This is a genomic window from Asticcacaulis sp. (genome assembly GCA_024707255.1).
Classification (GTDB): domain Bacteria; phylum Pseudomonadota; class Alphaproteobacteria; order Caulobacterales; family Caulobacteraceae; genus Asticcacaulis.
In genome coordinates this window covers 1,480,228-1,495,452 of sequence record JANQAC010000001.1, presented here as the reverse complement: position 1 = coordinate 1,495,452, position 15,225 = coordinate 1,480,228, and the positions used below count along the sequence as shown (strand labels likewise).

General features: G+C 63.7%; 17 protein-coding genes. 8 read left to right on the top strand and 9 right to left on the bottom strand.

What is annotated here, in order from left to right; genetic code table 11:
- The first annotated feature begins 103 nt into the window (after positions 1-103).
- Positions 104-2,689 carry a cation-translocating P-type ATPase gene (locus NVV72_07220; GenBank protein MCR6659129.1) on the top strand — a complete coding sequence of 862 codons (2,586 nt, stop codon included), beginning with the start codon at positions 104-106 and terminating at the stop codon, positions 2,687-2,689.
- Here the strand turns inward: NVV72_07220 and NVV72_07215 are convergent.
- Both NVV72_07215 and NVV72_07210 read right to left on the bottom strand, forming a co-directional pair.
- The gene (locus tag NVV72_07215; protein MCR6659128.1) at positions 2,616-3,668 is read right to left on the bottom strand and encodes a zinc-dependent alcohol dehydrogenase family protein; all 1,053 of its coding nucleotides are present in this window, start codon (positions 3,666-3,668) and stop codon (positions 2,616-2,618) included. The two genes, NVV72_07220 and NVV72_07215, sit on opposite strands and share 74 nt — an antisense overlap.
- An 18-nt stretch (positions 3,669-3,686) precedes the next feature.
- Positions 3,687-4,454 (bottom strand): glucose 1-dehydrogenase, encoded by a 768-nt coding sequence (locus NVV72_07210; protein ID MCR6659127.1) that lies wholly within the window; start codon positions 4,452-4,454, stop codon positions 3,687-3,689.
- Between the two features lie 124 nt (positions 4,455-4,578).
- Between NVV72_07210 and NVV72_07205 the strand changes: the two genes are divergently transcribed.
- Entirely contained in the window at positions 4,579-4,971 is a 393-nt protein-coding gene (locus NVV72_07205; protein ID MCR6659126.1) for a c-type cytochrome, read from the top strand.
- A complete protein-coding gene (locus tag NVV72_07200; GenBank protein ID MCR6659125.1) occupies positions 4,971-5,573 on the top strand; it encodes an NAD(P)H-dependent oxidoreductase in 603 nt (200 codons plus the stop codon). Before NVV72_07205 ends, NVV72_07200 begins: the two co-directional genes overlap by 1 nt.
- Positions 5,574-5,588: 15 nt before the next feature.
- Here the strand turns inward: NVV72_07200 and NVV72_07195 are convergent, their stop codons facing one another.
- A complete protein-coding gene (locus tag NVV72_07195) occupies positions 5,589-6,503 on the bottom strand; it encodes a universal stress protein (GenBank protein ID MCR6659124.1) in 915 nt (304 codons plus the stop codon).
- Positions 6,504-6,639: 136 nt separating this feature from the next.
- Between NVV72_07195 and NVV72_07190 the strand changes: the two genes are divergently transcribed.
- From NVV72_07190 to NVV72_07180, 3 genes are read left to right on the top strand one after another with little or no spacing between them, the layout of a single operon-like run.
- A complete protein-coding gene (locus tag NVV72_07190; protein MCR6659123.1) occupies positions 6,640-7,008 on the top strand; it encodes a hypothetical protein in 369 nt (122 codons plus the stop codon).
- Positions 6,969-7,550, top strand: a complete 582-nt coding sequence (locus tag NVV72_07185; GenBank protein MCR6659122.1) for a universal stress protein — start codon at positions 6,969-6,971, stop codon at positions 7,548-7,550. The genes NVV72_07190 and NVV72_07185 overlap by 40 nt, the downstream gene beginning before the upstream one ends.
- A 20-nt stretch (positions 7,551-7,570) precedes the next feature.
- Positions 7,571-8,206, top strand: coding sequence for a nitroreductase family protein (locus tag NVV72_07180; protein ID MCR6659121.1), 636 nt, complete (start codon positions 7,571-7,573; stop codon positions 8,204-8,206).
- Here NVV72_07180 and NVV72_07175 read toward each other — a convergent pair.
- Positions 8,190-8,969 carry a Crp/Fnr family transcriptional regulator gene (locus NVV72_07175; GenBank protein MCR6659120.1) on the bottom strand — a complete coding sequence of 260 codons (780 nt, stop codon included), beginning with the start codon at positions 8,967-8,969 and terminating at the stop codon, positions 8,190-8,192. The two genes, NVV72_07180 and NVV72_07175, sit on opposite strands and share 17 nt — an antisense overlap.
- A gap of 206 nt (positions 8,970-9,175) precedes the next feature.
- On the opposite strand from NVV72_07175, the gene NVV72_07170 reads away from it, so the two are divergent.
- Positions 9,176-9,367 (top strand): hypothetical protein, encoded by a 192-nt coding sequence (locus NVV72_07170; protein ID MCR6659119.1) that lies wholly within the window; start codon positions 9,176-9,178, stop codon positions 9,365-9,367.
- 44 nt (positions 9,368-9,411) lie between these two features.
- Entirely contained in the window at positions 9,412-9,948 is a 537-nt protein-coding gene (locus NVV72_07165; GenBank protein MCR6659118.1) for a hypothetical protein, read from the top strand.
- A 75-nt stretch (positions 9,949-10,023) separates the two neighbouring features.
- Here NVV72_07165 and NVV72_07160 read toward each other — a convergent pair whose 3' ends face one another.
- The 5 genes from NVV72_07160 to NVV72_07140 form a co-directional block, all read right to left on the bottom strand.
- Positions 10,024-10,518 carry a hypothetical protein gene (locus tag NVV72_07160; protein ID MCR6659117.1) on the bottom strand — a complete coding sequence of 165 codons (495 nt, stop codon included), beginning with the start codon at positions 10,516-10,518 and terminating at the stop codon, positions 10,024-10,026.
- 99 nt (positions 10,519-10,617) lie between these two features.
- On the bottom strand, positions 10,618-11,376 hold the full coding sequence (gene fabI, locus NVV72_07155; GenBank protein ID MCR6659116.1) for an enoyl-ACP reductase FabI: 759 nt from the start codon (positions 11,374-11,376) through the stop codon (positions 10,618-10,620).
- Positions 11,373-12,488: an acetate/propionate family kinase gene (locus tag NVV72_07150; GenBank protein MCR6659115.1), complete on the bottom strand. Its 1,116-nt coding sequence runs from the start codon at positions 12,486-12,488 to the stop codon at positions 11,373-11,375. Before NVV72_07150 ends, fabI begins: the two co-directional genes overlap by 4 nt.
- Positions 12,485-13,432, bottom strand: a complete 948-nt coding sequence (locus tag NVV72_07145) for a bifunctional enoyl-CoA hydratase/phosphate acetyltransferase (protein MCR6659114.1) — start codon at positions 13,430-13,432, stop codon at positions 12,485-12,487. The genes NVV72_07150 and NVV72_07145 overlap by 4 nt, the downstream gene beginning before the upstream one ends.
- 8 nt (positions 13,433-13,440) lie before the next feature.
- On the bottom strand, positions 13,441-15,105 hold the full coding sequence (locus NVV72_07140) for an alpha/beta fold hydrolase (protein ID MCR6659113.1): 1,665 nt from the start codon (positions 15,103-15,105) through the stop codon (positions 13,441-13,443).
- Positions 15,106-15,225 lie beyond the last annotated feature (120 nt).

The following is a 15,225-nucleotide window of genomic DNA, read 5'->3' as shown; positions in this document are numbered from 1 at the left end:
CGGCGGATGTGCCGGTCATTTGACCGGGATCAAGGCGATACCTGTGTCAGCATACCATAGAGGCCTAAGGGGCGTCCGACGCCGTTTCCCGTTAGGAGGAGTCATGCCCATATCCACGCCGACACCGGCGCCCGCACCCACTGGCGCGGTTCCATCTGGCCTGAGCCTGGCGGAAGCACAAGCGCGGCTGCAAAGGGACGGCGCCAACGAACTGCCGCGCCAGGCCAGGCGCACCCCCTTGCGGATCGCGCTGGAAGTGATCCGCGAGCCCATGCTGGCCCTGCTGATCGCTGGCGGGGTGATCTATCTCTTCCTCGGTGACCTGAGCGAAGCCATCATTCTGATGGTGCTCGCCCTGTTTTCGGTGGTGATCACCGTGGTGCAGGAGTCGCGCACCGAGCGGGTGCTGGAGGCCCTGCGCGACCTCACCAGTCCGCGCGCCCTGGTCATCCGTGACGGCCAGCGCCAGCGGATCGCCGGGCGTGAGGTCGTGGCCGGCGACCTGCTGGTGCTCAGCGAGGGCGACCGGGTGCCGGCCGATGGTCGCGTCATCGAGTGCCAGAGCCTGCAAACCGATGAATCCCTGCTGACCGGAGAATCTGTGCCGGTCCGGAAGGTGGCCGCTCCAGCGACGGAAGACGACGCAGCCGTGCCGGGCGGCGATGACCGGCCCTATGTGTTTTCAGGCACCCTGGTGGTGCGCGGCGCCGGCCTTGCCGAAGTGATCGCCACTGGCCCGCGCAGTCAGATCGGGCGCATCGGCCAGAGCCTGGGCGAACTCATCACCGAGCCGCCGCGCCTGAAACAGGAAATGGGCCGGCTGGTCCGTGTCTTCGCCATTGGCGGCGGGGTTATCAGCCTTCTGGTGATGATCCTCTATGGCCTGTTTCGCGGTAGCTGGCTGGAGGCGCTGCTGGCGGGAATCGCCGTCGGCATGTCGATGCTGCCGGAGGAATTTCCGGTCGTCGTCACCATCTTCATGGCCATGGGGGCATGGCGCATCTCCCGCGCCAGGGTGCTGACCCGGCGGGCGGCAGCCATCGAAACCCTGGGCGCAGCCACGGTACTCTGTACGGACAAGACCGGCACCCTGACGGAAAACATCATGCGGGTGGCCGAACTGCGCCGGCCCGATGGCCAGGTTTATCGGGCATCCCAAGAGGCCCTGCCGGACGCTTTTCACGATCTGGCGCGGTTCAGCATCCTGGCCAGCGCGCGCGAACCGTTCGATCCGATGGAAAAGGCCCTGCACGCCTTTCGTCCGGACGGCGCCGTTCACCAGTGGCAACTGGTTCGGGCCTTCGGCCTGCATCCCGACCTGCTGGCCATGTCCAATGTCTGGCAAAAGGCGGATGACGACGAGCTGGTGGTGGCCGGCAAGGGGGCGCCGGAAGCGATCGCCGAACTGTGCGGACTCGATGTAGCGGCCCGCGCACGGCTCGCGGGCGATGCCGATGCCATGGCGGCGGAAGGTTTGCGGGTGCTGGGGGTGGCGCGGGCGGCGGCGCGGCCCGTCTTGCCTGAGGATCAGCACGGCTTCGCGTTTGAATTTCTGGGCCTGGTCGGCCTGGCCGATACTCTGAGAGCGGCGGTGCCGACGGCAGTGGCCGAATGCCGGACAGCCGGAATTCGCGTCGTCATGATCACCGGCGATTATCCGGTGACGGCACGCGCCATCGCTGCCCAGGCCGGGATCGACGCCACCGATGTGATGACCGGTGACGAGCTGGCGGCGATGGACGACGCCGACCTCGCCCGGCGGATCGAGGCCACCACCGTCTTCGCGCGCATCATGCCGCAGCAAAAACTGCGCATCGTTGAGGCCCTAAAGGCAAAGGGCGAGGTGGTGGCGATGACCGGTGACGGCGTCAATGACGCCCCCACGCTCAAGGCGGCGCATATCGGCATCGCCATGGGCCAGCGCGGCACGGACGTGGCGCGCGAAGCCTCGGCCATCGTGTTGCTCGATGATGATTTCGGCTCCATAGTCAAGGCCATTCGGCTGGGGCGGCGCATCTATGACAATCTGCACAAGGCAGTGACCTTCATCCTGGCCGTACATGTGCCGATCGCCGGCCTGGCGCTGTTGCCCCTGGTGTTCGGCCTGCCGATCCTGCTGGGCCCCGTCCATATCGCCTTCCTGGAAATGATTATCGATCCGGTCTGCACGCTTGTCTTCGAGGCGGAGACCGAGGAAGACGACATCATGCGCCGGCCGCCACGCGATCCGGAACGGCCGATGTTTTCACTGGCCTTTATCAGCCGCGGCGTCATCCAGGGCGGGCTGGCCCTCGGCGCGGTCGTCCTGATGCTGGGTCTTGCGCTCACCATCGGATTATCGACGGATGCCGTGCGCGCCGTGACCTTCATGGCGCTGGTGGCGGTCATTCTCAGCCTGGTGCTGGTCAATCGTTCGCGCGCCGCCTCCATCCTGGAAGCGATACGCCGGCCCAATCGCGCCCTGGTGCTGGTCTTCCTCGCCGTGGCGGTGGTGCTGACGGTCGCCCTCGCCCTGCCTTTCGCCCGTCACCTGTTCCGCTTTGAGGCGCCGTCCTGGCCCATGACTGCCCTGGCTCTCTCCGCCGGCGTGATCATGCTGGCCGGCCTGGAAGGGCTTAAATGGCTGACGGGGCGGTGGTATCGCTGGCGACGCGCAAAACCTTCGCCCCCCGCACCGGCCTTGACCTGAGATCAGCCAGGGCCTGATTAGCGTCCGCCAGGTCATAGATTTCCACCTGCGGATGGAGATCAGCCTCCGCCGCCCACAGCAGGCATTCGCGGACATCTTCGCGGGTGACATTGGCCACGCTGCGGACCTGTTTTTCCAGCCACAGGTCACGGGCATAGTCGAGTTCCAGCAAAGCCGCCTTGTCGGCGTCTTCCTTGCGGATGGCATTGATGACCAGCCGACCACCGGGCACGAGGTGGCGCAGGACGGAAACGATGGGCCGCCAGGCGGGCGTGGTGTCGATAATGGCGTCCAGCGGCATCGGCGGCGTTTCATCGAAATCGCCGGCCCAATCGGCGCCAAGGTTCAAGGCGAAGGCGCGTTCTTCGGCGCTGCGGGCAAAGACATGAAACCGGCAGTTCGGCAGGCGCTGGCGGGCCAGTTGCAGCACCAGATGCGCCGACGCCCCGAAGCCGCTGAAGCCGAGCACCGGCGTGTCCTGTTCTTCATCCAGCAAGCCGGTCAGCCGCAGGGCACGAAAACCGACGGCGCCGGCACAAAGCAGAGGTGCGGCCTCGGCATCGCTGAAGGATTCCGGGATGGCATGGATGAAATCGGCGGAAATGATCATTTTTTCGGCATAGCCGCCATTGACGTCGCGGCCGGTGGCCCTGAACCCAGCGCACAGGTTTTCCTCGCCGTCGAGGCAATGACGGCACTGGCCGCAGGCGTGGAAAATCCAGGCGACGCCGACCCGATCACCGATAGACAAACCCTCGACCGCCTCGCCGATGGTGTCGATGCGCCCGATCACCTGATGGCCCGGAATAACCGGCAGATGCGGCGGCAGGGCGCGGCCCTCGATCTCGTCCAGTTCGGTATGACAGACCCCGCAGACCAGGACACGCAGCCGCACTTCGCCGGGGCCGGGCACCGGAACGGGGATATCCACCGGCTCCAGCGACCGGTCGTGCAGAGGACCGGTCCGTGATATCTGCATGGCGCGCATAATTACATGTCACCGCGCCGTATAGCCGCCATCGATCACCAGTTCCGAACCGGTGAGGAATTTGGCCTCGTCAGACACCAGGTAGACGACCGCCCAGCCGATATCATCGGGCTCGCCCAGAACACCCAGCGGGTGCAACTGGCTGATGGCCGCCTTGAAATGGTCGATGCCTTCCGGATCCTGCGCCGCCACGGCCTCGACCATCGGCGTCCAGATATAGCCGGGATGGATGGAATTGACGCGGATATGATCGCCCGCATACAGCATGGCGTCGGTCTTGCTCATCAGCCGCACCGCTCCTTTTGAGGCGTGATAGGGTGGATTGTCGGGCGCGCCGATCAGGCCATAGATCGAGGACAGGTTGATGATCGAACCGCCGCCAGCCGTGCGCAGGTAGGGAATGGCGTGCTTGGTGCAGAAGAAGACACCCTTGACATTGACATCCATCACCGCGTCCCACTCGGCTTCGCTCAGCTCATGGGTCGGCTTGTTGACCCCGGCGATACCGGCATTATTGACCAGGGCGTCGATGCCGCCGAAGCGATGCGCCACCTCGGCGAAGACGCGGGCGATATCGACCTCGTTCAGGGTATTGAGCGGCCAGAACCAGGCTTCGCCGCCAGCGGCGCGGATTTCGGCCGCCGTCGCTTCACCGGCCGGGTCCATATCGACGACAGCGACCCCGGCGCCTTCGCGCGCCAGCAGGTGACAGGCCGAGCGGCCTATGCCCTTGGCGCCGCCGGTGACGATGACGACCTTGTTCTTTACCCTGTCCATTGGAATGCCTCTTCTGATTACCCGCATACCATAGAGAGGCAGTCGCGCCGCTGATTTGACCGGCGTCAAACCGCCCGGCGAATTTCCTGTTATGGATCGCAGGGTATAACTGGCGGAGGATACCATGACCCGATTTCTGACCCTTGCGGCTTTGACAGCGATCTGCCTGGCCACCCCGGCGCTCGGCAAGACCAGTCAGGTGGCATTGGGCGCGCAGATCTATGCCAGCAAGTGCAGCCTGTGCCACGACAACAGCCAGCATATGGTCAATGATATTGGCCCCGCTCTTTTCGGCGTGGTGGGTCGCCGTGTCGGATCGGTCGAAGGTTTCCTCTACACGCCGACCCTGCGGGACGCCTATGACCGCGGCGACACCTGGACACCCTCGGCGCTCAATAAATTCCTGACCAATCCCAGCCATGTGCGGCCCGGCACGGGGATGCCCTACATGATCCCCAACACGAAGCAGCGGGCCGGCATTATCGCCTATCTCAAGACACTTCACGAGAAACCGTGATGAGTGGCGGCAATCAAAGCACAGGGCGGCGCATCCTGATCATCAACGGCAACCCGGCCCGGCAGCGCACGAGTTTCAGCGCCGCGCTTGCCCAGGCCTATCATGACGGGGCGGTCGAGGCCGGCCATATGGTCCACACGGTGCGCCTCGCCGACCTGGCGTTCGATCCGATCCTGCACGAGGGCTATCAGGGCAATCAGCCGGCGGAGCCCGATATCGCGTCGGTACAGGCGCAGATCACCTGGGCGCAGCATGTGGTTTTCATTTATCCGATGTGGCAGTTCGGCATACCGGCGCTTGTGAAAGGTTTTTGCGAGCGCGCCTTCACGCCCGGCATCGCCTATAATGTGAAGGCCAAAAACCCGATGCAGGCCGCCCTGCTGCGCGGACGATCGGCAAGGCTGATCCAGACCATGGGTATGCCGCAGGCCTTTTACGAGATCGTCTTCCGGGCGCATGGCGGCAAGGCGTTCCAGAGCCTGCTGTCATTCTGCGGCTTCAAGCCGGTGCGCGCCACCTATCTCGGTATGATCGAACAGGGCCAGGCGACGCGGGAAAGGCATCTGGCCCGGGTGCGCAACCTGGGCGGCCAGGCTCTCTGACAAGGCGCTCTGAACTCAGTGTGACAGCAGGAGCGGCATTCGGCTGTGTTTCAGGACATAGTTGGTGGCGCCGCCCAGGATCATTTCCCCGACATGGCTGTGGCCATAGGCGCCCATGACCAGCCATTCCGCTTCAAAGGTCTCGGCCCGGTCGAGGATGGCAGCGCCTACGGTGGTCGCCTCGTGGTCAATGTGGTGGATATGGGCCGGCAGTTCGTGCAGGTCCAGCCAGTGCGACAGGTCGCCATGATAGTCCGCCTCGGCGTCGGCATGGGCGTGGCGGACACAGATGACCTCGATCTGTTTCGCCCGGCGCAGGAAGGGCAGGGCATTATAGAGGGCGCGCGCCGCTGGCAGGCTGCCGTCCCAGGCGATGGCTGCCTTTCCGGTTACAAAGGGGCTCTTTGCGGCTGGCACAGCGGATGCCGTATCGATGGAGGGAACGACCAAGACCGGCCGGCCGGTATCGAACAGGCCGCAGAGCACAGATTCAAGGTCCGTCACCGCATTCGCCCGCTCACGGGGGATGACGATCAGGTCGGCCAGTCTTCCGGCCTGTGGCAGGCAGTCTTTCAGGCGGGCGGTCACCGGACAGAAGACGGCCATGGCGGCGCCGGTCGTCGTGCCCAGGCAGTCCTTGCGGCTGAATGAGACACCATGCGCCCTGGCGGCGCTGATGACCGCCGTCTGGGCGATCTTGCGCTGGTCCTCGTTGGCTTCGGCGATGGAGTCGAGCACGCCAACATCTCCGGATACCGCCTGGCCATAGAGCGTGATGCCATAGAGCTCGGGATAGACATTGAGTGGCACGGATATGTGCAGGAACCGGGCTTCGGCCTGAAAGAAACCGGCCAGGGACAGGGCGGTATCGAGGGCGTTCTGTTCAAACGGTACGCCGCCATAGACGCAAAGGATGGATTTGATCGGCATGAGGCAGTCTCCTGATCGGATGTCCTGACAACTCTAGGATCGCGGACCCGCGCGGTATTTGACTGCGATCAAAGCAGAGGGCCCCGGCGCGCCCTATGGTCGAATCAAATACATATCGCTTTCAATGAGGCCCGCCATGTCGATCAAATCCATCCTCTGTGTATTCAGCGGCGAGCGCCATGACCTGAATGCCCTGGGCACGGCTTTCGCCATCCGCCAGGAATGCCGCGCCCGCCTGCGCATTCTGCATATCGCCGCCCCGCCCATACTGGCGGCTGAAACTTTAGGGATCGGCGGCTACGGTTTTGCCGCCTACGGCGGCGGCACGGCGGTGGAGGTACTGGAACGGGATGCCCGCGAACTGCACGACGAGGCGCTGCGCCTGTCACGCGAATGGGCGGAGAAAAACGGCCTGGGCACGGAGATCGAGGACCTCCCCCAAGTGCCAAAGGCCGAGACGCGGTGGTGTTCCGCACGCGCATCGGTTCCCCCGCCGAGTGCCTGAATGCCGAAGGCCGGACCGTCGACCTGATCGTGGCCGGCTTCAACAATCAAGCTGATGGCGACCAGGAAACGATCCGCGCCGGTCTTTACCAGACGGGCCGCCCCCTCCTCCTGCTGCCGCGCACCCCCGGCGCGGTGCTTTCCGGTACAGGCTTGGCCGATACGGGCTTCCCCGACACGGTGGCGCTGGCGTGGGACGGCAGCCTTTCCGCCGGCAGGGCCATGCGCGATGCCCTGCCCTTCCTGCTGCGGGCCAAGGACGTCTATGTGCTCATGGCCGAGGAAGACGGCAAATATCCGGCTCAGGGCCATCAGGCGGATGTCATGGGCTACCTGGAAAGCCACGGCATATTCCCCGAATGCCTGCATATTCCGCATGAGGGCGGGGTCGGCAGCCGGCTGCTGGAAAAGAGCGCCGGACTGGGCGCCGGATTGCTGGTGATGGGCGCCTACGGCCGCGGGCATGTCGGCGAAGCCCTGCTGGGCGGCGCGACGCGGCATGTGCTGCAACATTCGCATATTCCTCTTCTGTTATCGCACTAAGGGCAACTGTGGTGAATTTCATGTCAGAGATATCACAAGGAAACCGGTCAGCGGCCAATGATAGCGAGCCGCGTCCGGCTTTCGCGCCAGGCCGCCGCACCCTGACGATCATGGATGCCATTTACAGTCGGCGCGCAGTGCGTCAGTTTACGGGCGCGAAGGTGCCTGAAACGGCGATCCACGCCCTGCTGTACGCCGCCGTGCAGGCGCCCACCCTGGCGAAAGAGACGGCCGCGCTGGGCTTTTCGATCATTGGCGACCGCCAGATCCTTGGCGAATTGTCCGAATGGACCGGGCGCCTCTACAATGCCGTCGAAGGCGAAGCGTTGCTGCCTCACCCGGCCGGGTCTAATGATCTCGATTTCTTTCACGGCGGCGGCCTGCTGATGGTCATCTATGATCTCTCAGGCGACGAACGGCATCTGCCGGAATGCTGGATGGCGGCGGAAAACGTGATGCTGGCCGCCTGCGGCATGGGACTGGGCACCTGCCTGATCGCCCCCGTGGTCGCTGCGCTCAACCGCCCGGAATGGAAGATTCGCCTGGAGGCACCAAAGGCGGCGTTGGCGGTCTGCGCCATCGTGCTCGGCACGCCGGAAGGGCCATTGTCGGCGGTCAGCCGTTTCCCGCCCGAAGTTTTTAGCTGGTTATCTTGAGCACAGGCGCGGGCGCATCAGCAGTCTGCGGCTGAGCCCTCTGCGACAGCGCCTTGTGGGTCGGGCAATCCTCGGAGACCGAGCAGTTATCGCAGACAAAATGACCCGCCTGGTTGAGGCTGGTGAAGATTACGCGATTGCCGGTCACCGAAATGCCTACGTCTTTCAGCTTCTGGAGCGTGCGCGAAAAGGTCGCCAACTCCATGCGCAGGCGTGAGGCGATCAGGGTCTTGGAATAGGGCAGATCAAACCCTTTCGGATCAAATTCGTAAAGCACGCACAGACCCTGAAGATAGCAGGCCACCATCTGGGTGGCCGACATGGTTGACCGGTGCTCGGCCTCCATGTGCGCCTGATGCAGCCGCTCGGAAAGGCCCTGCAGCAAACGCGGCGCCAGGCGGTTGAAATCCGCCAGGTGTTCCCGCATCCAGTTGATCGGCACTTCCAGCACCTGGGCGTCATCCACAATCCGGGCGCTGGTCAGGTGGGTCTTTTGCAGGGCGATGACTTCCTCGGCATTGATGCAGTCGCCGGCGATGAGAATATCACTCGTCACTTCGTGACCGTCCGGCGTCTCGCGGAATATCTGCACCGTGCCCCGGCAGAGAATCTTGAAGTTGCGTATGTCGTCGCCGTGCAGGAACAGGAAGGTGCCGCGTTCGCATTTGCGGATATGGCTGTGGGACGCCAGCAGACCAACCTGGTCTTCGGGCAGATCGCTGAACAGCGGCAGAGTTCTCAGCATGTCAATCTGCTTACTCATTTACGCGCCTCGTCGATTGCAGGCCGATCCTGATACAGTCCAATATTAACCCAACCGGGTTCGCTTAAACAGCGAAAAATGAACTCTCTCGCTTTCCGGGAACTTTGCTTTTCAAAGGCTGGGCCTGATTGTCGAATTGACTGTAATCAAACGCGCGCCCCTTCGGAAGATGTACAAAATCTTAACAACCGGAACAGGAGGACACCGTGCCGATTACCAAGCCCGAGCATTTGATTTTTGAACGAGAAGTCGGCGGTGTCGATTGTGAATTGACCGTTAGCTGTAAAAACGCCGGTGACAAGCCGGTTGAAGATGTCCAGCCCCCGGCACCGCATAAGAAGCCAGTCTGCGAACTCACGCCCGACCAGCAATATATCTGCGACCACGCCACCGACTGAAACGAGGCGGTCCGCCAGGGAAAGCCCAGAAAGGAATGACCAAAATGAATGCCCGCGTTGCTTCCGTTGATATCCGCTATCCGCGTCCTGAAGTTCTGCCTGAAATCAATGGCTTTCAGGCCAATGCGTTTCGTCCGCTGCCCCTTTCCATTCAGACTGAAAACGTCCAGATGGAACTGATACAGGCCGGGCAGGATCTGGGTGCATTGCCGGGCGTCTACCGGCCCGTCGACGACCAGGCGGCGGCGCAGACGGGGTGGATGTGGGCCGTTTTCACCCGTCGCGGCGATCCCTTGGGCTTCATAAACCTGAATGCCACCTCGGCCTCGCCTGATTTTGACTGCTACTACGGTCCTCATCTCGATATCGCCTGCCGGCGCGATGGCCTGCACGCCCCCTATGTGCCGGAGGCCATCGCCGGATTGCTGGAGTGGCTGCGCGCGCATGACATCTGCTTCGTTATCCATGCGGATCACGCCGAAAACGACCGGCAACTGGCCGACTGGCTTACAGGTGCCGGATTTCTCTACACCGGATGCCATAGCCGGGAGGACCGGCAGCAGATGATCTGCCTGCTGTAAGCGATGGGATCAAACGGTAAAAGCCGGATCGGGATAAACGATCCGGCTTTTTTTGTTGCGTTTTATGGGCGCTTTTCAGTCCGCAAAGGCGCGGAACATCCGCTCCGGGCCATCGGCCGACCGCGCCATCAGGGGTTCGAAGGCGGTCGAAAAGGACTCGAACAGATTGCTGTAGACCTTGCTGACGGCTTCATAGGTCTCGGTGAAGCCTTCCATAGCCTTCTTCTGAAACTCGACGACATCAGCCGGCGTGCGGCAGGTCAGGCAGTCGCGCCCCAGGCCGGCATAGGTGACGGCCGCGTAGCTGAGGGCATCGATATAGCTTTTGGTCATGTCGGTCATCAGGCGTCCGGCCTGCGTGCCGGCTTCAGTCAGGGCCGCCATATTGTCGGAACTGATGGCCATATAGGCGCCGCCGATCCGCTTCAGGCTGTCATTGGCCTGGGTGAAGGTCGCCGCACCTTCTTCCGAAAGGTTGGCGGCGCTATCCGGCCGGAATGCGGCGCCGTCCGGTTTTGGGCTGGCGCGGTTGGATGTCTGCGGGGCGGGGGCAATGGTATCGGCGGGCATGGAAAACTCCTGTGCTGTCTGTAAGGAAACCGGGAGCGCGCATGATCGCATGGCGGCAGGCCAAGGGTTTTGACCCCGATCAAAACCGCCCTTTATTTATTAACCAATTGCCGTAAAGCCATTATCGACATGGATGACCTGGCCATTGATGCCTGACGCCTGGGGCGACACCATGAAAGCGGCGACATCGCCGACCTGTTCGAGGGTAATGGCGCGATGCAGGGGCGTGCGGAATACATCCTCCTGCATGATCTCATCGAAACGGCCGGGATGCGGTGAAACCTGGCTGCGCACCGGTCCGGGTGAAAGGGCATTGACGCGGATCTCGCTGGGCCCCAGTTCCCAGGCCAGGTAACGGACGCTGGATTCCAGCGCCGCCTTGACCGGGCCCATCAGGTTGTAATGCGGCATGACCTTTTCCGCGCCGTAATAGCTCATGGTCAGGATTGAGCCGCCATTCTTCATCAGGGGCCGCGCCCGCTTCGCCAGACGAATCAGCGAATGGCAGGAAACATCCATGGCCGTGGCGAATCCGCTTTTGGATGAATTTACCAATTCGCCCAGCAGGTCCGCCGGCGGGGCATAGGCGATGGAATGGAGCAGGAAATCGAGCCGACCCCATTTGCCGGCAATGGCGGCAAAAACGGCGTCCATCTGGCCGTCATCGGTTACATCCAGCGGCAGGACCTGTTCGGCACCGATCTGGGCGGCCAGATCTTCGACCGCGCCGCGCATCTGGTCGTTCTGGCAGGTCACGATCAGGCGGGCGCCTTTGTCGTGAAACGCCTTCGCGCAGGCCCAGGCGATGGAGTCTTCGTTGGCAATGCCGATAACCAGACCCTTGAGCGCGTCGGTCATGAGACAGTCTCCTGATAAAAGGCCGTCATGATTTCCAGCGCCATCTGGCGCTCCTCATTGGCGGCGATGATGTGGGTTTCAAACGGGGGCAGGAAGGCGAGATGGTGGAGGATTTTTTCACGCACCGGCGCGGCGTTTTCACCGATGCCGCCGGTAAAGACGAGACCATCGAGGCCGCCCAGGCTGGTGGCCATGGCGGCGATCTGCTGGGCGGTTTTCAGGGCGAAGTAATCGAGCGCGAAGGCCGCGGCGGGCAACGGACTTTCGAGCAGGGCTTTGACATCATTGCTGACGCCCGACAGACCAAGCAGGCCGGATTGCATGTAGAGCACATCGCTGATGGCCTCTGGCGTCATGCCGAGCGCCTGCTGCATGTATAACACCGCGCCGGGGTCGAGGGCGCCGCAACGCGTGCCCATCGGCAGGCCGTCGAGTGCCGTCAGGCCCATGGTGGTATCGATGCTGCGGCCATTTTTCAGGGCGCACAGGCTGGCCCCGTTGCCCAGGTGGGCGGCGACCACCCGGCCTTTCGCCAGCGCCGAATGATCGCAGGCCAGGCGGTGTGCGATCCAGGCATAGGAGAGGCCATGGAAGCCATAGCGCCGAATACCCCTGTCGCGCAGGCTTTTCGGCAGGGCGAACTGGCGGTGCAGCGGGTCGATATGGGCGTGAAAGGCGGTATCGAAACAGCCGAATTGGCGCAGGCGCGGATCCTGCGCCCATAGGGCCTCTATGGCGGCCAGGTTATGCGCCTGATGCTGCGGCGCCAGACTGTTGAACTGGCGCAGGTCATCGACCGCCGCACGGTCCAGTTCGGTGGCGTGGATGAAATCCGGCCCGCCATGCACGATCCGGTGGGCGCAGGCGCGCAAGCGTACCTGTCCGACCGTCTGCTTCAGCCAGTTCAGCACGAAGGCCAGGGCCTCGCCGGCATCAGTGTGCGGGGGCAGATCGCGGGGGGCTTCGCCGGTGCCTGCCGCCTGAAAGACCGGCCGGCCGCCGATATCGCTGACCTTGCCGCCGGCGATCACCGGCAGGTCCGGGGTCAGGCCGAACAGGCGGAATTTCAGGCTGGAGGAGCCGGCATTGAGAACGAGCAGGGCGTCGGTCATTTCAGTTGCCCTTTCCGGCGGGCCTCGACCAGATATTGCGCCACCACGCAGGACAGCCGCCGCGTCCGCAGCGAATCCGCCCGGCTGGTCAGGATGACCGGCACCCGCGCGCCGAGCCCGATGCCGGCGGCCCGGGCGTGGCCGAGATAGATCAGTTCCTTGGCCGGGGCATTGCCGGCCTCTATATTGGGGACGACAATGATATCGGCATCCCCCGCCACCGGCGAGACCAGTCCCTTGTCATCCGCGGCTTCGCGGCTAATGATGTTGTCAAAGGCCAGGGGGCCGTCGAGGATCGCACCGGTGATCTGGCCGCGATCGGCCATCTTGCACAGGGCGGCGGCATCGATGGTCGAGGGCATGGCGCTCAGCACCGTCTCCACCGCCGAAAGAAGGGCGACTTTGGGCGGGCGTTCGTCGCCGAACAGGCTGCGCCACAGGCCGATGGCGTTGCGGCAGATATCGGCCTTTTCATCGAGATCGGGGGCGATATTGATCGCCGCGTCGGTAACGATCAGGGGCTTGTGGTACATCGGGATGTCGAGAATATAGGCGTGTGACATGCGCCGCTCGGTGCGCAGGCCGGCCTCTTTCGCCACCACGGCGGTCAGCAGTTCGTCGGTGTGCAGGGCGCCTTTCATCAGGGCATCGACCTCGCCGCGCGCCGCCGAGGCCGCCCCGGCTTCAGCGGCGGCGTGACTGTGCTCCGCATCGATCATCGTCCAGTCGGCTATATCGATGCCGTTCTCCACAGCCGCCTTGCGGATACGCGCCTGCGGGCCGATCAGGACCGGCATGATCAGTCCTTCCGCCTGGGCGTCCGCCGCCGCTTCCAGGGCGTGGGCGTCGACCGGATGAATGACCGCCACGGTGATGCGCGGCAGCACCCTGCCACTCTCCAGGATGTGGCTGTAATGATCGGCGGGATGGACGGGGACATTCATGACAGGCCTCAGGACTGATGGACATAGAGGCCGGGCGCGGCTTCGAGGGGCTGAAAGCGGGCATTGCCGAAGGCTGCCGGCGCCGGCCGTTTTGCCGCGTTGTCCTGCCGGGAGAGCCAGTCGTCCCAGGCGGTCCACCAGGAGCCCGTGTGGCACGGCGCGCCGGCCCGCCAGTCCTCGGCGGATTGCAACGGCGTGCCCGCCTTGTGCTCGGCGAGGCAATAATGGCGGTCGGTACGGCCGGGTTCGCTGACAATGCCGGCATTGTGCCCGCCATTGGTCAGGGCGAAGGTGACGTCGCCCGCCGTGAACTGGTGGACCTTGTAGACCGAGCGCCACGGGGCGACGTGGTCGCTTTCGGTGCCGACCGCAAAGACCGGCAGGGTGATGTTTTCGGGCGCCACGGTTTCGCCCAGCACCCGGAAATGGCCGTTGACGAAGGCATTTTGCAGGAAAAGCTGCTCCAGATATTCGCTGTGCATCCGGTAGGGCATCCGCGTGGCGTCGGCGTTCCAGGCCAGGAGGTCGAACATCTCCGCCCGCCGGCCCAGCCAGTAATCGCGGACAATGTGCGACCACAGGCTTTCGCTGGAGCGCAGCATCTGGAAGGCGCCGGCCATCTGGCGCGTATCGAGATAGCCCTGGGTGCGCATCATGTTCTTGAGGTAGGCGACTTCGGAATCGGTGACGAACACGCTGAGCTCGCCAGCCTCGGTGAAATCGCCCTGGGCGGCGAAAAGCGACAGGCTTTGCAGCCGGTCATCCCGCTTCACCGCCAGCCAGGCGGCGAGGATCAGCGCCAGGGTGCCGCCCAGGCAATAGCCCGCCAGGTTGATCTTCTGGCCCGGCACGATGTCGGACACGGCATCGAGCGCGGCCAGGGCACCGTCGCGCACATAGTCGTCCATGCCCTTGTCGCGGTCGGCGCTGCCGGGGTTCTTCCATGACACCATGAAGACCGTGTGGCCCTGACCGACCAGCCAGTTGACGAGTGAATTGTGCGGCGACAGGTCGAGGATATAGTATTTCATGATCCAGGCCGGCAGGATCAGGACCGGTGCGGCATGGACATCCGGAGTCTGCGGCGCATACTGGATCAGTTCGATCAGGTCGTTGCGAAACACGACCTGGCCTGGCGTAACCGCCACGGTCCGGCCGGGGGTGAAGGCGTCCATGCCCTTCGGACGCTGGCCGGTGACACGCCGTTCCCAGTCCTCGTAGAAATGGATGAGACCCTGCACAAGGTTTTGTCCGCCGGACTGTCGGACGGCCTTCTGGATCTCCGGATTGGTCGGCAGGAAGTTGGCCGGCGACAGGATATTGAGCACCTGATGCGCGACAAAATTGATGCTGCGGGCATGGGCGGGCGCGAGGCCGGGAACATCCAGCGTCGCCCGGTCCCAGAAGGCCTGTGCCAGGTGGAAATTCTGCACATATTGCCGCCACGGCCACTGCTTCCACAGATCGGAGCGGAAGCGGGAATCGCGCGGCCCCTCGGCAAACGGATCATGAAGATGGGTCAGCGGAAACAGGGCCAGTTCGGCCAGGCGGCCGGGACAAAGGGCCAGATGGGCCAGCCAGGCGACATAGGCTTCGGTCAGCCCGGCCGGGGTGAGGCCGAAGGTGAAATGCGACAGCCAGCCCTGCCATGTCTGATCCGTCTGATCAGCCATGTCCGGCGCCAGCCATGGTATCGGACTGGGCATCGGGCTGGCAGAAGCGCGCGCGTCCGCGACCGGACTTTCGGGTGTGATCGGGTCGAACATGGTGCCTGTATAGGCCGACCGCGTCCT

Excerpts from the sequence above, each read along its gene's own strand:
- NVV72_07220 (MCR6659129.1), top strand. The coding sequence starts at position 104 with ATGCCCATATCCACGCCGACACCGGCGCCCGCACCCACTGGCGCGGTT.
- NVV72_07215 (MCR6659128.1), bottom strand. The coding sequence starts at position 3,668 with ATGCAGATATCACGGACCGGTCCTCTGCACGACCGGTCGCTGGAGCCG.
- NVV72_07210 (MCR6659127.1), bottom strand. The coding sequence starts at position 4,454 with ATGGACAGGGTAAAGAACAAGGTCGTCATCGTCACCGGCGGCGCCAAG.
- NVV72_07205 (MCR6659126.1), top strand. The coding sequence starts at position 4,579 with ATGACCCGATTTCTGACCCTTGCGGCTTTGACAGCGATCTGCCTGGCC.
- NVV72_07200 (MCR6659125.1), top strand. The coding sequence starts at position 4,971 with ATGAGTGGCGGCAATCAAAGCACAGGGCGGCGCATCCTGATCATCAAC.
- NVV72_07195 (MCR6659124.1), bottom strand. The coding sequence starts at position 6,503 with ATGCCGATCAAATCCATCCTTTGCGTCTATGGCGGCGTACCGTTTGAA.
- NVV72_07190 (MCR6659123.1), top strand. The coding sequence starts at position 6,640 with ATGTCGATCAAATCCATCCTCTGTGTATTCAGCGGCGAGCGCCATGAC.
- NVV72_07180 (MCR6659121.1), top strand. The coding sequence starts at position 7,571 with ATGTCAGAGATATCACAAGGAAACCGGTCAGCGGCCAATGATAGCGAG.
- NVV72_07175 (MCR6659120.1), bottom strand. The coding sequence starts at position 8,969 with ATGAGTAAGCAGATTGACATGCTGAGAACTCTGCCGCTGTTCAGCGAT.
- NVV72_07165 (MCR6659118.1), top strand. The coding sequence starts at position 9,412 with ATGAATGCCCGCGTTGCTTCCGTTGATATCCGCTATCCGCGTCCTGAA.
- NVV72_07160 (MCR6659117.1), bottom strand. The coding sequence starts at position 10,518 with ATGCCCGCCGATACCATTGCCCCCGCCCCGCAGACATCCAACCGCGCC.
- fabI (MCR6659116.1), bottom strand. The coding sequence starts at position 11,376 with ATGACCGACGCGCTCAAGGGTCTGGTTATCGGCATTGCCAACGAAGAC.
- NVV72_07150 (MCR6659115.1), bottom strand. The coding sequence starts at position 12,488 with ATGACCGACGCCCTGCTCGTTCTCAATGCCGGCTCCTCCAGCCTGAAA.
- NVV72_07145 (MCR6659114.1), bottom strand. The coding sequence starts at position 13,432 with ATGAATGTCCCCGTCCATCCCGCCGATCATTACAGCCACATCCTGGAG.
- NVV72_07140 (MCR6659113.1), bottom strand. The coding sequence starts at position 15,105 with ATGGCTGATCAGACGGATCAGACATGGCAGGGCTGGCTGTCGCATTTC.